The sequence below is a fragment of the Vibrio sp. Isolate33 genome (assembly GCF_022397895.1).
Classification (GTDB): Bacteria; Pseudomonadota; Gammaproteobacteria; order Enterobacterales; family Vibrionaceae; genus Vibrio; species Vibrio pomeroyi.
On record NZ_JAKEUP010000001.1, the window covers coordinates 694,908 to 710,370 of the forward strand.

Annotated in this window: 14 protein-coding genes; 7 read left to right on the top strand and 7 right to left on the bottom strand. The window is 44.3% G+C overall.

What is annotated here, in order from left to right; all coding sequences use genetic code 11:
- Position 1: 1 nt before the first annotated feature.
- The 4 genes from L1D37_RS02890 to L1D37_RS02905 form a co-directional block, all read right to left on the bottom strand.
- Positions 2-1,246 (bottom strand): efflux RND transporter periplasmic adaptor subunit, encoded by a 1,245-nt coding sequence (locus tag L1D37_RS02890; RefSeq protein WP_239846808.1) that lies wholly within the window; start codon positions 1,244-1,246, stop codon positions 2-4.
- Positions 1,243-2,691 carry a TolC family protein gene (locus tag L1D37_RS02895; protein WP_239846809.1) on the bottom strand — a complete coding sequence of 483 codons (1,449 nt, stop codon included), beginning with the start codon at positions 2,689-2,691 and terminating at the stop codon, positions 1,243-1,245. Before L1D37_RS02895 ends, L1D37_RS02890 begins: the two co-directional genes overlap by 4 nt.
- A gap of 113 nt (positions 2,692-2,804) precedes the next feature.
- Positions 2,805-3,074, bottom strand: a complete 270-nt coding sequence (locus L1D37_RS02900) for a hypothetical protein (protein ID WP_055319859.1) — start codon at positions 3,072-3,074, stop codon at positions 2,805-2,807.
- A gap of 297 nt (positions 3,075-3,371) precedes the next feature.
- The gene (locus tag L1D37_RS02905) at positions 3,372-4,580 is read right to left on the bottom strand and encodes a NupC/NupG family nucleoside CNT transporter (RefSeq protein WP_146492737.1); all 1,209 of its coding nucleotides are present in this window, start codon (positions 4,578-4,580) and stop codon (positions 3,372-3,374) included.
- Positions 4,581-5,194: 614 nt separating this feature from the next.
- Here L1D37_RS02905 and L1D37_RS02910 point away from each other — a divergent pair.
- From L1D37_RS02910 to L1D37_RS02925, 4 genes are all read left to right on the top strand, one after another.
- Positions 5,195-5,671 (top strand): hypothetical protein, encoded by a 477-nt coding sequence (locus L1D37_RS02910; RefSeq protein ID WP_017630885.1) that lies wholly within the window; start codon positions 5,195-5,197, stop codon positions 5,669-5,671.
- Between the two features lie 283 nt (positions 5,672-5,954).
- Positions 5,955-6,224, top strand: coding sequence for a PTS sugar transporter subunit IIB (locus tag L1D37_RS02915; protein ID WP_017064872.1), 270 nt, complete (start codon positions 5,955-5,957; stop codon positions 6,222-6,224).
- Between the two features lie 10 nt (positions 6,225-6,234).
- Positions 6,235-7,491, top strand: a complete 1,257-nt coding sequence (locus L1D37_RS02920) for a PTS ascorbate transporter subunit IIC (protein WP_017630886.1) — start codon at positions 6,235-6,237, stop codon at positions 7,489-7,491.
- Positions 7,488-7,937, top strand: coding sequence for a PTS sugar transporter subunit IIA (locus L1D37_RS02925; protein WP_239846810.1), 450 nt, complete (start codon positions 7,488-7,490; stop codon positions 7,935-7,937). Before L1D37_RS02920 ends, L1D37_RS02925 begins: the two co-directional genes overlap by 4 nt.
- Positions 7,938-8,069: 132 nt before the next feature.
- Here L1D37_RS02925 and L1D37_RS02930 read toward each other — a convergent pair whose 3' ends face one another.
- The gene (locus L1D37_RS02930; protein WP_239846811.1) at positions 8,070-9,335 is read right to left on the bottom strand and encodes an HD domain-containing phosphohydrolase; all 1,266 of its coding nucleotides are present in this window, start codon (positions 9,333-9,335) and stop codon (positions 8,070-8,072) included.
- Between the two features lie 226 nt (positions 9,336-9,561).
- Here L1D37_RS02930 and L1D37_RS02935 point away from each other — a divergent pair, with 226 nt between their 5' ends.
- Positions 9,562-10,092 carry a GNAT family protein gene (locus L1D37_RS02935; RefSeq protein WP_239846812.1) on the top strand — a complete coding sequence of 177 codons (531 nt, stop codon included), beginning with the start codon at positions 9,562-9,564 and terminating at the stop codon, positions 10,090-10,092.
- 171 nt (positions 10,093-10,263) lie between these two features.
- Here the strand turns inward: L1D37_RS02935 and L1D37_RS02940 are convergent, their stop codons facing one another.
- Together L1D37_RS02940 and L1D37_RS02945 are read right to left on the bottom strand one after the other, a co-directional pair.
- On the bottom strand, positions 10,264-11,613 hold the full coding sequence (locus tag L1D37_RS02940) for a HAMP domain-containing sensor histidine kinase (RefSeq protein WP_176679996.1): 1,350 nt from the start codon (positions 11,611-11,613) through the stop codon (positions 10,264-10,266).
- Positions 11,606-12,295 (bottom strand): response regulator transcription factor, encoded by a 690-nt coding sequence (locus tag L1D37_RS02945; RefSeq protein WP_239846813.1) that lies wholly within the window; start codon positions 12,293-12,295, stop codon positions 11,606-11,608. Before L1D37_RS02945 ends, L1D37_RS02940 begins: the two co-directional genes overlap by 8 nt.
- A gap of 548 nt (positions 12,296-12,843) precedes the next feature.
- On the opposite strand from L1D37_RS02945, the gene L1D37_RS02950 reads away from it, so the two are divergent.
- Both L1D37_RS02950 and L1D37_RS02955 read left to right on the top strand, forming a co-directional pair.
- Positions 12,844-13,401 (top strand): hypothetical protein, encoded by a 558-nt coding sequence (locus tag L1D37_RS02950; RefSeq protein ID WP_239846814.1) that lies wholly within the window; start codon positions 12,844-12,846, stop codon positions 13,399-13,401.
- A 47-nt stretch (positions 13,402-13,448) separates the two neighbouring features.
- Positions 13,449-15,443 (top strand): EAL domain-containing protein, encoded by a 1,995-nt coding sequence (locus tag L1D37_RS02955; protein ID WP_239846815.1) that lies wholly within the window; start codon positions 13,449-13,451, stop codon positions 15,441-15,443.
- Positions 15,444-15,463: the final 20 nt, after the last annotated feature.

Here is a 15,463-nt window from a genome sequence, read left to right on the forward strand (position 1 = left end):
ATTAACTCTCCGCCTTAGCTAGAACGACCATGCCCGCTTTAAAGCTACTTAACGGACGCTTAACCACTTGAACACTATCGTCAATTTCCACGCCCAGTTTGGTTGGATCGATGTAAATCAAACCGCCCTTTTCAAACTCAACATCCGCGTTTGATTTAGAAAGCTGACCGTTATCATCGACAAACCACAGGTCACCCTGTTGCGAAAGTGCAGAAGCTGGAAGCTCCCATAATTGAGTTAGTTGCTTGCCTGAAATCGTTGCTTGCACGAACGTGCCTGGATAAAGATCTTTCTCTTGCTCCAAAGGATTATCGACTTTTACGATCAATGAGCGCTGACGCGTATCTTGTTGTAAGTGCTGCTCTACTCGCTCGACATAGCCTTGCCATTGGAATTGACCATCAGAACTCGACAGAGTCACTGGCCACGGTTGCTCTTTCAATTGCGAGTTGTCGCTGCTTGGTAGGCTCAACCATTGGCTTTCTGAAAGAGGCACAGAAACTTCAACCTCATCGATACTATACAACGTAGCGATCTGCGCGCCCGTTTGTGCGTAGCTTCCCGGTTGAACATCACGGCTCACGACCAACGAATCAAAAGGGGCAACCAAGGTTGTTTTTTCGAGGTCTTGCTCAGCCTTGACCAATTCAAGCTTGGCGTTCTCTAGAGCTGCTGTAACTTGCGCCAGTTGTGGCTCACGCAGTACCAAAGGTGAATCAGGTTCGCCAGACAAACCAGAGCGTTGCCATTCAGACTTAGCTTGTTCGCCTTGTCTTTGTTCTTCCAATAAGTCCAGTTGAGCTTGAGCCACATTTGCCTTTGCTTGGGTTACCGCTTGTTGGTAACTGGTCGAATCGATATTGGCGATAACCTCACCTTGGCCAATCACTTGTCCTGTTTCAAACTGCGAGCTGATCGTTTCTACTCGGCCACCGACTTCTGTTGAAAACATCAATTCGTAACGCGACTTTGCTTCGCCATAACCCACAACTTCGGCTTGGTAGTCACCCAATGTTGCGAGTACCACAGACACTTGTTGCTGTTGAGATGCAGCCAAGGTCGTCGCTTCGATAGACTTCGTTTCAATAGACTTCGTATCAAGAGACATAGCTTGAGGCTCGGAAACCGTGAGTTCATTCGCCTTCTCAGGTGCAGGAGCAACTTGAGAACCGTTGTAAGCGAGGGCCGCAAAGATGCTTGAACCAGCCACTAGAGTGATGGCAATTGTGATGGTATTCAGTTTCATGAAGATACTCCCAAGCCCAGAGCTAGGCCTAAATCAATTCGGTTTACGAGACGGTTATAAATGGTTTGTGTTAGCTGAGCTTCAAGGTCATAGGTTTGTTGCTGAACAGAAAGTAGATCAAAAATGTCGACCAAACCCTGACGGTATTTTTCTTCATAACTGGTGAAGCTGCGTTGTGCGCTCACCAAAGCGTTTGCTAGGTGTTGCTGTTGAAGTGTGAGTGACGACTCTTGTCCCATCGCGTTTTCCACTTCATTCACCGCACTAAGCAATGTTTCTTGGTAAGCCCAGTAGCTGGTTTCTGTGGTTAGGTCTGCAATCTCAGCTTGTGCTTTAAGCTTGCCACCTTGAAACAGTGGTGCTGACACTTGACCCAGTGCGCTCCACAAAGGTCCAGTCAGCAAGGCTTCACTCGGAGAGTCCGCCATGTCAGTTAGGCTCGCTGATAAGCTGATCGATGGCAGCATCGCTTTGTATGCCGCATCTGCGCGCAATGTTTCTGCTTCGATGTTGAAGAAAGCGGCTTGAAGATCCGGACGCCCTGCCAAATCTTGCGTCGGCATGTTGTCTAGTGGATTAATGATGGTTGGGAATGAACCAAGTTCCGCAAGCGACAACTCATCAGACTCACCACTCCACTGCCCAGTTAACAGAACCAACTCACGTCGGCTTTGTGCTAGCTGCTCGCGGTAATCAGCTAAAGTTGCCTGAGTCGATGCGCTGCTGGTTTTCGCGTTATCTAGATCTTCAAGGCTACCTAGCCCTGCGCGATAACGTTCTAGAACCAGCTCTTCGTTATTTTCTAGAATCACTAAGCGCTGCGTTTCAATATCAACAAGCTGCTGCTTCAAACTGATATCAAGCCAACCTCTCATCACACTCGCGACCAAAAGATCTTGAGCGCCCTGAAGGTTAGCCTGAGACGTCGCGATATCTTTCAAAGCGGCGTTGTTTGTATCTGCAAGCTTCTGCCATAGGTCGAGTTCCCAACCAACCGTCACATCTGTGGTATAGGTTTCAGTGGTGCTTGAACCATTGGTGCCTTCGTCCGCTTTACCTGAAAAGCTCGCATCTACGGTGGGTAAACGGTCGCCAGACGTCACACCTTGTTGTGCATAGGCTATTTTGAGCGCAGTGATGCTTTGTTGGAGGCTTGGACTGTTCTGGAGTGCGCGCTCGATATAAAGATCGAGCTCCGGCGCATTCACTAAATCGGTGAGCTGTAACTTCTCAACTTCCAGATCTTGGCCGTTAGAAGCCGTTTGATTCGAGGCTTGTTCATCAGCAGTTTTCTGGATCAGCTCTGAAAGCAGGCTTTGCTGTGTTTGGTTGGTGCTTTGTTCGGCTAGCGATACGTAATCAGCCTGACTGGTTGAAGTACAACCCATCAAACCAACTAGAGCCAGCGCGATAACGGAATGTTTTAAAGGAAGATTCAATTTCATCTTCTTGTCTCCTGTAAGAATGGAGACAAGATAACGAGCTGGGGGTTAAGGGAGGGTTAAGAGGAACGTTAACCCTAGAGAAAATGCATAGAGCGTACGTTTAAACTTCTGATTTACGCCTCTGACTTGCTTGAGAAGAGTCCACCGATCTTATAACCAATCGCATAACAAACCACAGCAATAGTCACAAACACCAATGCCGAGAAGAAGTACGCCACCGATGCTGCTACGCCAGTGCCCCACACGACGCTAAACACCAAGCCGAGATAAGCCTCTTGCGGCCACTGAGAGATAGGAAACTGAGTACCACCAGCAATAAGATAAACCATCGCAAACAAGCCGATAAAGGCGGTGATAAGACCAATGAGAACGCGCATGTTCATGGGAAGACCTTTGATTTATTAGACTTGGTTGCTTTTGTTCTGGTGAAAACCGATTGTTCTTAATCGAAGCCGAACGTTACTAATCGCAACCTAATGATATTCAAGTATATCGGATAAAACAGGCTTGCTCTATTACTCTTCCGAGTGAGCCTGAAACGCAATAGAAGCGATAAGAGTGATGACTAAGTCCGAATGAACTTAACGAGCAGGCATGAAAAAACGGACACCCTTCTTACGTAAACTCCGTAAGTAAGGTGCCCGTTTCTACTGAATCTAGCTGTTCTTTCTAAATCTAGCTTAAAGCAGGATGAAGATACCCGCTAAACATGCACTCATTAGGTTTGCTAGCGTACCAGCAGCTACTGCTTTCAAACCTAGGTTAGCAACTTCAGCACGACGCTCTGGCGCCATCACACCGATAGAACCCAGCTGAATCGCGATAGATCCGATGTTAGCAAAGCCACATAGAGCAAATGTCACAATCACTTGGCTGTGTTCAGATAACAGTGCTTTGTTCTCAACAAAGTCGATGAAAGCAACAAACTCGTTCATTACGATCTTCTGACCGATGTAAGAGCCCGCCATCAATACTTCATCACTCGGGATACCAATCAGCCACGCTAGTGGTGAGAACAGGTAACCGAAGATAGCTTGCAGCGTAATACCCGCAAAACCGAACGTCTCACCTAAACTTTCTAGGCCCGTGTTCACCATCGCAATCACACTCACGAATGCAATCAACATAGTACCTACCGCCACAGCGACTTTCATACCGTTCATTGCGCCACTTGCCAATGCATCAATCACGTTGCTTTGGTCTGCTTTATCTAGTTCGATATGGTCGTAGTCACTTGGTGTGCTGCGCTCAGGAACAATGATCTTCGCCATTAACAGGCTACCCGGTGCAGCCATGAAGCTTGCGGCAATCAGGTATTTAAGTTCAACACCTAAACCAGCATAACCACCAAGCACACTGCCTGCTACCGACGCCATACCACCGGCCATTACAGCAAACAGTTCAGAACGAGTCATAGACTTTAAAAAAGGACGAATAAGAAGAGGAGACTCACCCTGAGAAAGGAAGATATTACCTGTCGCAACAAGAGATTCAGCTTTACTTGTACCAAGCAGTTTTTGCACCGCTCCGCCCAAGATTTGAATCACTTTCTGCATGATACCTAAGTAATAAAGCGCAGAGATCAAAGCACTGAAGAAGATAATGATTGGAAGTACGCGAACCGCGAAAATGAAGCCTTCAGTAGCAAGGTCACCGAAAAGGAAAGCGATACCAGCGTCTGCAAAACCAAGTAGGCTAGAAACGCCATTACTTAGGCTTGTTAACGCCAACTGTCCCCATGGGAAATACAATACTAGAGCAGCAAAGCCAATCTGAAGTAATAGAGCACGAGAGACCGTTTTCCAGTTAATCGAAGAACGACTTTCAGATAGCAGGTACGCGCAAGCAATCAGTGCAATAACACCGACAAAACCAAATAGAATATTCATAATGTGTCCTAGTAATCCTTATAGAGTGAACATGAGCCAAGCAAATGACATCAAAGGAACAGGACAAAGAACCGCAAGCAAAACGCTACGCGATGAAGGATCTAACAGAGTTAGCGACTGTAACAACGAGTTGTTCATGTAAAAAATCACCTTATACAAGCAGTGGAACGTAGCTGGTCCGGTCCATGGGGTCATTCACATATCCATGTGACGGCTTGTATTGGCTAAGCACCGGCTTAAAACCGGAAGAGAAGTATAAACAGTTAAGTGAGACTTTCATCACATTTTTTAACGCAAACGATCGCGCGGTCAAGGATTAAACAAAACGTATTGTTTGTCGTCGTTTTCGTGCTTCAAAAACTGTAAACAATCTGTATAAGGTTGAATTTCGAATGTTAAGTCCTTAAGCGTATGAGCGTAACCTCTCGGTTAATTCTGTGTGATTATTAGCAGTTTTCTGTGCTCTACCTCATTTCCCATGACTTGAAGATTCATCTTAACTTTAGATGCGTATATACTTTGTAGGTATCTCACCAAATAATATCTACAAAATACTAATAGAGCTGATTAGATATAACAGCCATTGAGACTAAGAGAGGAAACACGTGAAGAAAATGGAAGCTCCGCACGACATGAACAATGGAGCTAGATTCAAAACAAATAGACACGGCTATGTGACAGTAGTTGAATATTATAATACCTACACTGTTATTGTCGCGTTTGAAAACACCGGAAATATCCGCGCTATCAGTGCAGCGAAATTACGTACAGGTCAACTTACCGATCGTTCGGTTGCACCTGAGTCAATTATGATTGGTGAAAAGGTTGAGTCTGTTAAACACGGAATATTAACCATTACTCAAGTTGAATCTGAAAATATTGTTGTACTGACCAATGCTAATAATGAAGAAATTAGAATGCTATTGCCTGCAGTACAAAAAATGAAAGATAAAACTGAAGACGTCGACAGTGAAAATGTTGCCGCGCCAAAACCGACTTCGCTTAGTCAGTTAACGAAAAGAAACAAAAAGACCAAAGACGTTAATAGCATGCTTAAGAAAATGCTTACTGACTACGGTCGATACGATTAATTACTCATTATCTGCAATAAAGCCTCTAAATATTTATACCCTAGCGTCAAAATTAATTAAGCCTTCCTTCTCAATAAAATACGTTGCATATTCGAGTGAAAAGTTAAATTTGATCAAAGTCTCACTCTAGATCTTTACTGCAAATTAACGAGATCTCCATCACAATCTCATTTTAGCTTTGTGATGGAGATCTTATTGAAATCTGAGTATTTCCATTACTATGCTCTCACACAATAAGAGAACGAAGTTTCTCAACCCCTAAAATCCAATTGAGACAAATATTATGAAAAAGATTCTTGTAGTTTGCGGTAACGGCCTTGGTACTTCTCTAATGATGGAAATGGCAGTGAAAGAAGTCGCTAAGAAAATTGGTTTTGAAGCAGAAGTTGATCACGAAGATCTATCATCAGCAGCATCAAGCAATGCCGACATTTGGGTAGCAGCGACAGATGTTGCAAACCAACTAAAAGACGCTGGTAAAGAGAACATCATCAGCCTTAAAAATATTTTTGACAAAGCATCAATCGAAGAACAACTAAAAACTTTCATGTAAGGTCAAAATTATGCAAAACTTTTTCGAGTTCATGCTCGGCTTATTAAAAGAGCCAGCGATCATGGTAGGTTTAATTGCTTTCATTGGCCTAGTTGCTCAGAAAGCCGATATTTCTACCATTCTTAAAGGCACCATTAAAACCGTAATGGGTTTCCTAATTTTAGGTTTTGGTGCAGGTGCTCTTGTTGGCGCTCTAAATAACTTCTCTGTTGTATTTACTGAAGCATTCGGCGTAAGTGGTGTTATTCCAAATAACGAAGCAATTGTGGCACTAGCACAAGAAGCATTCGGCTATGAAATGGCACTTATTATGTTCTTCGCATTCGTTGTGAATATTTTATTGGCTCGTTTAACACCTTTAAAATATATTTTCTTAACGGGTCACCACACAATGTTCATGTCTATGCTAGTAGCAGTAATCCTGTCTACAGCGAACATTCAAGGCACGGCTCTAGTTGCGATTGGCTCGATCATTGTGGGTTCATTGATGGTTATCATGCCTGCACTTGCTCAAAAATACACAGAGAAAGTGATGGGTACCGATCAACTGGCGATGGGTCACTTCTCAACATTCTCATACTTGGTTTCTGGTTACATTGGTAGCAAGTTCGGTGATACGTCTAAATCAACAGAAGACATCAACGTACCAAAGAGTCTAATGTTCCTACGTGATACGCCTGTAGCAGTAGCAACAACAATGGCAATCTTCTTCATGTTTGCTTCTATTGTTGCTGGCGGTGACTTTGTTGAAACCGTTTCAAATGGTCAAAATTGGGTAGTGTTCACTTTCATGCAGTCTCTTGTGTTTGCCGGCGGTGTTTACATCGTACTGCAAGGTGTGAAGATGCTGATTGCTGAAATCGTTCCTGCATTTAAAGGTATCTCTGACAAGCTAGTACCGGGTGCGAAACCTGCTCTAGACTGCCCAATGGTATTCCCTGTAGCGCCAAACGCGGTACTTATCGGCTTCCTTTGTTCTTTCGCTGCTGGCCTACTAGCAATGGCAGTTCAAGGTGCTCTTGGCTGGACAATCATTGTAGCGGGCGTTGTTCCTCACTTCTTCGTAGGTGGTGCAGCAGGCGTTTACGGTAACGCAACCGGCGGTCTACGTGGTGCGGTTCTAGGTTCATTCACTCAAGGCCTATGTATCTCTTTCCTACCAATGCTACTACTTCCAGTTCTGGGTGGCCTTGGTCTTGAAGCAACAACATTTGCTGACTTCGACTTCGGTGTAGTTGGTCTGATTCTAGGGTGGATTGTTTCATGAGCCTATTCGATTTAATTGGTAACCAAGGCGTTATCATCAACTCTGAAGAGAACCTAACGGTTGATGCAGCGATTGATGTGACATGTTCAACACTGCTAGCGAGCAACAAAATTGAAGCAAGCTATGTTGAAGCTATCAAGCAAAAGCACAAGGACATCGGCGCGTACTATGTTCTAGCACCAAAGATTGCCATGCCTCATGCTCGTCCTGAAGATGGTGTGAACGAAGCATCTCTTCAGGTGACAGTATTCAAAAAGGGTGTTGATTTAGAGTCGGAAGACAACGGTGACGTTTATCTTTCAATTACTCTGGCGGCGATGGACTCAGATAGCCACATCCATACGATTATGGCGCTATCAGAGTTGTTCCAAAATGATGATGACATTGATGCCATTATCGCAGCGAAAACTGAGCAAGCGATCATCGAGATCTTAAAGCGCTACTAATCTCGCTCAAAGATCCTGATAAGACCCCCATTAAAAAAGCGATAGCCTCGGCTATCGCTTTTATGTTTCTGGAATTAAGTCATTTTTCATCGCGCGTGATTTAGGGAATCACATCTAAAAGACTCACTGGCACTAAAACGCGTACATTCTTTTATCTGTCGATAACTCAAAGCAGTATTGCGCATGTTTTTTAAGACACTCAAACACTTCTCTATCCAGCTTAAAGTTATCAACGTGGTCAGTCAGAATAGCCATCGTCTGCTCTAACGTCATACCTGCACGATAAGGGCGAGACTGAGTCAACGCTTGGAATACATCGACCACCGCAACGATTCGACTCGGTTGATCCAACTCTTCTGCCGTTTTACCCATTGGATAGCCAGAGCCATCTAACCTTTCATGGTGATTAGATGCCCACTGGCAAACCTGAGGAGAACTGAATAGCTCCTGCAGAGCGAATCGAGTGTCCGTAGCATGGCGCTTAATACAACAATACTCTTCTTCAGTAAGTAAACCCGGCTTATGCAGAATATCGTTAGGGGTTTGCAGTTTACCGATATCATGAACCAAGCCCGCTAAATAGAGTTTACGCTGAGTGGTGTACGAATAACCCATCTGCTTGGCAAGGTATTCAGAGAGCTGCCCTACCTTCAGCGAGTGCTTAAAGGTAAACGAGCTTTTGGTATCCACAACATTGGCAATAAACTCAGCGAAGGCGACCGTCTCATCCAACGACATTTGTTGGGAGAAGAACGGCACAGGTTCAAAGTTATCCCTCATATTTTCAATATAAGGGATCTCCATCGAGAACCAAAAGTCATCCAAATCGACCAACTCACACATGTGTTGCACAAGGTTGGATTCGAACATCTCATCCGCTTGTTCAGTTAAGCGTTCAATGATGCTCGCTTTGCCATCGGGTGTGAGGTTTCCATAACGATCTGAAGAAGTGATGCCATACAAGTAGTCGACCCTATCGGCCAACATCACGATGGCTGCTAGCTCTTTTTCCAACTCGCTAATATGAATAGCCTTTAACTCAACCCAAGGGGTGTGATGATAAAGCACTGGCTTAGCGAATATAGAAAGAACCGGGCACTCTTTTAGAATTTGGTAGCCCTTTTGACAATGGTGGTCACTCGAGTCAGGAATGAACCCTGAAACCAAACTACGCTGCTCATCAATTTGCGACACACCACAGTCGTGAATTAACCCCAATGAGAACGCAAGTTGCGCTTGTTCTTCTTCCCATCCCACACTCAGAGCACATCGATACGCGATGTAACCCACCCTCTGTCCATGATTTTTGCTTTCGAAACCGACGTTATCAAGCGCCTTAGCAATACCGAATAGAGCCTTCCTTAGGTCTACGGTCACGTCCTGGCAATGTTGATTCATTAATTAAGCCTAGATTTTTTATAGTTTTTATATATTTAGGCCGCCAATACTAATGCATACTTAATGATTATATACACAACTATTGTAAGGTTTAATGAGTTTCGTGATAGATCTAACGTATCACGAAAATTACGTGCTACAAATGGTTGCATATTAAAAATCATGCGACATTATATCCTGCCGACTAAGATTCACTAAAATCAGCAGCCATAAGAAAAGGAAAGACATGTTTAAAACAGTTATTGATAACGAACTATCCATTGCATTGGTTGAAGAGAGTTTCGCTGCTCATTACGCAGAGATCTCACAAAGCCAGAATGAATACCTAAGCCAATGGCTTGTGTGGCCACCGCATTGCAAAACCGAGCAGGATTTTAGGATCTTCATCCAACGCTCGCTGCACGATTACGCAGAAGGCCAAAGCATGACCTGTGCAATTGTGTATAAAGATAATATCGTCGGTAACTGTAGCTTCAACACCATTGACCACAATAAGCAAAAAGTCACGATAGGCTATTGGCTATCTGAAACGTATCAAGGAAAGGGGATTGTTACCCGCGTGGTCGCGAAGCTGATTGATATTGCTTTCAATGAGTTAGATATGGAAAAGGTCGAGATATCAGCCGCAACGGGCAACCAAAGCAGTCGCAAGGTTTGTGAGCGCTTACATTTCACCTTAGAAGGCATCATCACGCGTAATGAGAACTTAAATGGTCGCATCGTTGACCATGCGATTTACGGGCTCCACCGCTCTTAGCATTACCTCCTAAGCGCTTACTTCTTGGTAAATGAGCATATTAAAAAGCCACGGTATTCGACCGTGGCTTTGTTGTTTTACGAAGCTAAACCTAGAGCATAGAACTTAGAATCTAAAACCTAGAATCTAGAATCTGGAACCTGGAGCTTAGGCGACTCTCAAAGCGCCCAGTTATACGGTCTTAGGAATTACGATACTGAACTTTGCTCCGCCATGGTTACTGTCATCAATTTTAATGTCCCAAGAGAGCTTTTTAGCCGCAGATAGAGCAATCGCAAGACCTAACCCTAACCCACCCGTTGCCGATGTTCGACTCGAATCTAAACGAGAAAACGGAAGAAACACTTCATCACGTCGCTCTTCCGGGATCCCAGAACCATTATCTTCAATCACCACCAGCCAGTTTTCTGAGTTCTCATCCAGCGTCATCCACACTTTGTCTTGTGTGTAATTGCCTGCATTCTTAAGAATGTTATCAAACACTAAGCGCGCCATTGAGCAATCACATTTTATCGTGCTCTCTTGCTGAACTTTAGAATCGAAGGTCACGTTATCCAACTGCGAATAGCGAATCCTATCAAGACAATACTCAAGCAGGCTAGCTCTCACTTTTACCAGTTCAAAGAAGGAGTTATCCATAACGTTCAGTTTCGACAGCATGATAATTTCAGATGTGAGGTCGTTGATATCCTCAATGTAAGTGTCAATGTCATCAAAAAGCGCTTGATGATGTTCTGGTGCTCCCCTTCTTAAAATATCAGTCGCCAACTGAATGCGACTCAACGGCGTACGCACTTCGTGTGGAATTGCTTGAGCAAAGATATGACTCTGTTTCACCTTGCTCTCGATCTCTTCAGCCATGAAGTTAAAACTGCTAGCCAAATCAGAGACAGGGTGAATCTCGTCCAATTCCGAACGGGTACTGAGCTTGCCTTTACCGAACTGTTTTTGCTTCTCGACTAACAGCTCTATTCTTTCTTGAAAACGCCTCACAGGTAAGTAAACACTTGCTCCAATCGCCACAATGACAGCCAGTAACAACCCTATTAGGAAGTGTCTTTCTGAATCCTCATACCATTCAATTTCGGGAGAGAAGAAATCCCCTACCTCACTGAATGCAAAGCTAAATCGAGAATTAGGCAACTGAAAAACTGCCGAATAAAGATTGTTGTCACTCAGATAAATCGGCACACCATTCAAGGTGGTGTATAACTCACATCGTTGGCAAGGCGCTTCGCCCGACCAATTCTCCAACAGGCGTAAATTGAAGATATAAAATTGTTGGTAGCCTGTTCTATCGAGTTCTTTATAGAGTGAGTTTTCTTGGTTATGTTGGCGAGTGTACTGCTCAGCAAAGTAAATACCGTCGTTGAGGAAGGTTTCAATCTCGGTTCTTCGCATGTGCCCTTCACCAAGGTTCAAAAACAAAAATATCGTTGCCGACATTCCCGTCACAATCCCAAGGTACAAACGAGCAAACATCGAAACCGAGCGCAGTTTCGCAGTAATGAACTTACGCAACCAGCATGTACCCCTTGTTGCGAACTGTGCGGATCAGCTGTTTATCTTTTGCGTGAATGCGCAGCTTGCGGCGTAAACCAGAAACACGCATGTCAATCGAGCGGTCGTTAAACGCGTAATCGATCCCTCGGAATAGCTGACAACACTGGTCTCGTGTCACTACCTGACAGATGTTATTCACAAGGAGGTTTAATATTTCAAACTCAGCAGAGGTAAGTTTGAGGTTTTGCCCATACAAGGTGGCACTTTGAGCCGCACTATTGATGACAATATCGCACTGCTTTTCAGCCGCGGTTTCTTGCGCTTTTGCAACAGGCGCCGCTCGACGCAATAACGCTTCAATTCGAGCTAATAAGGCATGGCCACGAATCGGTTTGGCAACATAATCATCCGCACCAAACTTGAATAAGCTGACCTCACTCATTTCATCGGCAGAAGCTGTTAGCACTAAGATCATGCCATTGTAAAACTCACGAGCCTGACGGCAGATCTGCGCGCCGCTCATGCCTGGAAGCATCAAGTCCAACAGCACTAAATCAGGTTCAATACTTCGGATCGCTTCAAGTGCCAAATTCCCTTCATGAACAACGCTAACACTGTAGCCTTCAGCTTCGAGGTAAAGCGTAGTTAAACGAGCTATCTCTTGGTCATCTTCAACAATGAGCACTTTGGTTTTTGACATTCCTATCACCAGTATTTATTAAAAGCGAGGGCAGTATATATACTGGTCATATATCATCAATGTTGTTATTAGAGCCTTAACTTTACCGTACGCAAAACATAGTAATCACTTTTGTACATGCACGTTTACAAAATACGGAATTCAGCAACCACTGAGCCTTTCTTTACAAAGGCTGTAGCATAAAGGGTGCTGCAAACTGAGGGAGGAGTTGACGTGTTTTGTCCGCTTATCGCTCGCTTACATTTGCTTTATTTTCTTACGCGCACTTACATTTAAGGCGTTTACAAATTCCGATCAAATCAACTATCCGCACACTCAGCTCATATCAGTGAATAACACTATAAAGTAACAACCAAGCAGGCTAATAAACCAACTCACTGAGTCTTAAATCAAAAGAAATCGATTACTTATTTAATAAGCCAGTGTTTTCCATTATTGAGCACGCCACAAATCCTGTTAAGCCGTAAGTTCCTAAAGTAACATTCACCCAACCAATGAATTAACTCGTTATTAGACAACCACCACTTGGACACAGGGCCCTCTTTAAGATGAATAAATCGCTTTCACTGTTACTTACAACCACTGCTTTAGTTTCAACACCGCTTATTGCTGACACCAATAAACATGACACAGTGAACAAGATTCAGGAACAAGTCAGTGCTTGGATAGACATTCAGGTAACACCACAAAGCAGCATTATTCAGAAGATGGTTTTTAGCTGTGAATTCTACAGCGCCACGCCTTCAATCAAGTCGCCAGACGGCAACGAGAGCAGCAGTGGTTCATACCTCTTTTACTCGCACAACGGTGTATTGGGTACGGTGACAGAACCTTACACAACCCAACCATTGCCAGAGTTAACCATGTGTCTTAAGGAAAACTTCGTGGTCACTAACCAAGATGAGGCTCAGCTGTTGTTCGAAGCCATCGAAACGGTTTATCCAAATTATTCGATGTTCGACAAAGATTTTCCTAAAGAGATCACAAAACAACCGAATGGATGGCAGTTGATTGATGGTGAGATATTTGATGACAAAAAAGGCTATGTCATCGAGACCACGCCGCAAGGTAAAGTGACGAAAATCATCCGCTCACTGAACCTGTAAAAGTTGAAATTAAAAATAAATATAAAGACAAACAGCCTACTGACGGCATGAGTTCAGTGGGCTTCGTTCGACCCAAATATCCGTGTGCCGAGTTCAATATGATGACAAGTTATCAGCCCTTCGAGTATCTCCAATGTCCTATTTGGATATATGACATTGATAATAAGAGAATAACTTGGGCAAACAGCAGTGCTCTACCTCTCTGGGAGTCTGAATCTCTGTTTGAGCTGACGTCACGTGATTTCAGTGTCGAGATGTCCAAAGCGATAGAAGCAACACTTGAAGAGTACCAAAGGCAGTTTCTCCGAAATCAAAGCATCAAAACTTGGTGGAACTTCACGCCCAAGTATATAGCTAAACGAGCACTGTGTTTGTTTTCTGGGATCCCACTGCCAGACGGACGAACCGGCATGTTGGTACAAGTCGTCGCGGAGGAAGGGAGCCTAAAGCACGACCTCGCTTGCTCGGACGGTTCGAACCTCTCCCTTCTATTTGATAGATCGGGAGCGGTAGTAAGTGCTAACTCAGCGTTTTTCCAGAACTATGGCGCACCGTTTTCCACCCTCTCCGACTTTGTTTCAAGTGAAGAAATTGCAGCCCACTGGTTGTTCTCTGCACGCAAAGGGCGAGAGATTTTAGAAGAAGTCAGCTGCCATATTGGTGATAAAGCCCACCACTTTGATGTGCAGGGAAAATGGCTATTTGATAAGAGTGAACTGCTGTTAAACCTGACTTGTACCACCAAACAGAAAGAGAAGCTGATCAAGGCCAGATACAATGCAGAGCACGACTGTTTAACCGAGCTATACAATCGCCGTGGAATCACCAACCTCTTGGAAACCAGTATTGCCTATCGCTCTCCCTTTGAGTTGATGTTCGTTGATCTTGATGGCTTCAAACTGGTTAATGACACCTACGGGCACAGTGTGGGTGACCAACTGCTCAAACAAGTGGGCGAACGTCTGAAGCAACTCGTTGACGAGACCTGCATGATTGGTCGATTCGGTGGTGATGAGTTCATAGTGATTGCCCACACCTGCCGAAATCAAAATATCCCACTGCTTTGCACCCGAATTATCGATGCCTTAAACCGAAGTTTTCATATCAGAGGTATTGGTACGCTCTCAGTCGGTTGCAGCATTGGTACTGCACATTTCCCCGATAATGCCGTGGATCAAGAATCATTGCTCAAACAAGCGGGGATGGCGATGCATATTGCTAAAGCCAATGGTCGAAACCGCTTCCAAACCTTCACGCCAGATTTAGCACAAACGCTTCACCGAAAAGTAGAAATCCGCCATCGATTAACCCAAGCCCTAGAAAACGAAGATCTCGATCTGCATTATCAGCCGATCATGAATACCAACAGTGACAAGGTGAAGGGCTTTGAAGCGCTACTTCGATGGTCAGACAAAGAGCTCGGTAACATTGGCCCTGATGAATTCATCACCTTGGCGGAAGAAACTGGGCAGATAGTGCCACTCGGAAAATGGGTGCTCAATTCAGCACTGAAACAGCTATCAATATGGCATCGAGAGTTTGATAGCGAGCTGATGATGAGCATCAACATCTCGAGCATTCAAATGCACGCAACCTTTGCTGAGCAGCTGTCTGCGATGCTTAACTTCTACAATATCCAACCGCAAAACATTGCACTTGAAATCACTGAGTCTTCGATGATTTTCAAACACGGTGAAGTAAGACAAGCATTAAGCGACATCTCCAAATTAGGCGTTGAACTCCACCTTGATGATTTTGGCACTGGCTACTCTTCCCTCTCTATGCTGCACGACTTACCAATTAGCACCGTAAAACTCGATAAAAGCTTTGTTCACGGTTCGCACAAAGGAAGCAAAGCGATTGTCCAAGCGACCCACGCAATTTGCGACAAGTTGGGGCTCAAAGTGGTGGCAGAAGGCGTCGAGACCGAAACACAAAAAGACTTCTTAATCGACTGTGGATACCAATACCTTCAAGGGTATTTGTTTAGCAAGCCAATCCCGTCAAACGAAGTCGAAAGCCAATTTTTATTCGTTCGATAAGTCGATTAATAAAGTTATTT

What these genes read in the sequence shown, in the direction of transcription:
- L1D37_RS02890 (WP_239846808.1), bottom strand. Translation starts at nt 1,246, where the DNA reads ATGAAACTGAATACCATCACAATTGCCATCACTCTAGTGGCTGGTTCA.
- L1D37_RS02895 (WP_239846809.1), bottom strand. Translation starts at nt 2,691, where the DNA reads ATGAAATTGAATCTTCCTTTAAAACATTCCGTTATCGCGCTGGCTCTA.
- L1D37_RS02900 (WP_055319859.1), bottom strand. Translation starts at nt 3,074, where the DNA reads ATGAACATGCGCGTTCTCATTGGTCTTATCACCGCCTTTATCGGCTTG.
- L1D37_RS02905 (WP_146492737.1), bottom strand. Translation starts at nt 4,580, where the DNA reads ATGAATATTCTATTTGGTTTTGTCGGTGTTATTGCACTGATTGCTTGC.
- L1D37_RS02910 (WP_017630885.1), top strand. Translation starts at nt 5,195, where the DNA reads ATGGAAGCTCCGCACGACATGAACAATGGAGCTAGATTCAAAACAAAT.
- L1D37_RS02915 (WP_017064872.1), top strand. Translation starts at nt 5,955, where the DNA reads ATGAAAAAGATTCTTGTAGTTTGCGGTAACGGCCTTGGTACTTCTCTA.
- L1D37_RS02920 (WP_017630886.1), top strand. Translation starts at nt 6,235, where the DNA reads ATGCAAAACTTTTTCGAGTTCATGCTCGGCTTATTAAAAGAGCCAGCG.
- L1D37_RS02925 (WP_239846810.1), top strand. Translation starts at nt 7,488, where the DNA reads ATGAGCCTATTCGATTTAATTGGTAACCAAGGCGTTATCATCAACTCT.
- L1D37_RS02930 (WP_239846811.1), bottom strand. Translation starts at nt 9,335, where the DNA reads ATGAATCAACATTGCCAGGACGTGACCGTAGACCTAAGGAAGGCTCTA.
- L1D37_RS02935 (WP_239846812.1), top strand. Translation starts at nt 9,562, where the DNA reads ATGTTTAAAACAGTTATTGATAACGAACTATCCATTGCATTGGTTGAA.
- L1D37_RS02945 (WP_239846813.1), bottom strand. Translation starts at nt 12,295, where the DNA reads ATGTCAAAAACCAAAGTGCTCATTGTTGAAGATGACCAAGAGATAGCT.
- L1D37_RS02950 (WP_239846814.1), top strand. Translation starts at nt 12,844, where the DNA reads ATGAATAAATCGCTTTCACTGTTACTTACAACCACTGCTTTAGTTTCA.
- L1D37_RS02955 (WP_239846815.1), top strand. Translation starts at nt 13,449, where the DNA reads ATGAGTTCAGTGGGCTTCGTTCGACCCAAATATCCGTGTGCCGAGTTC.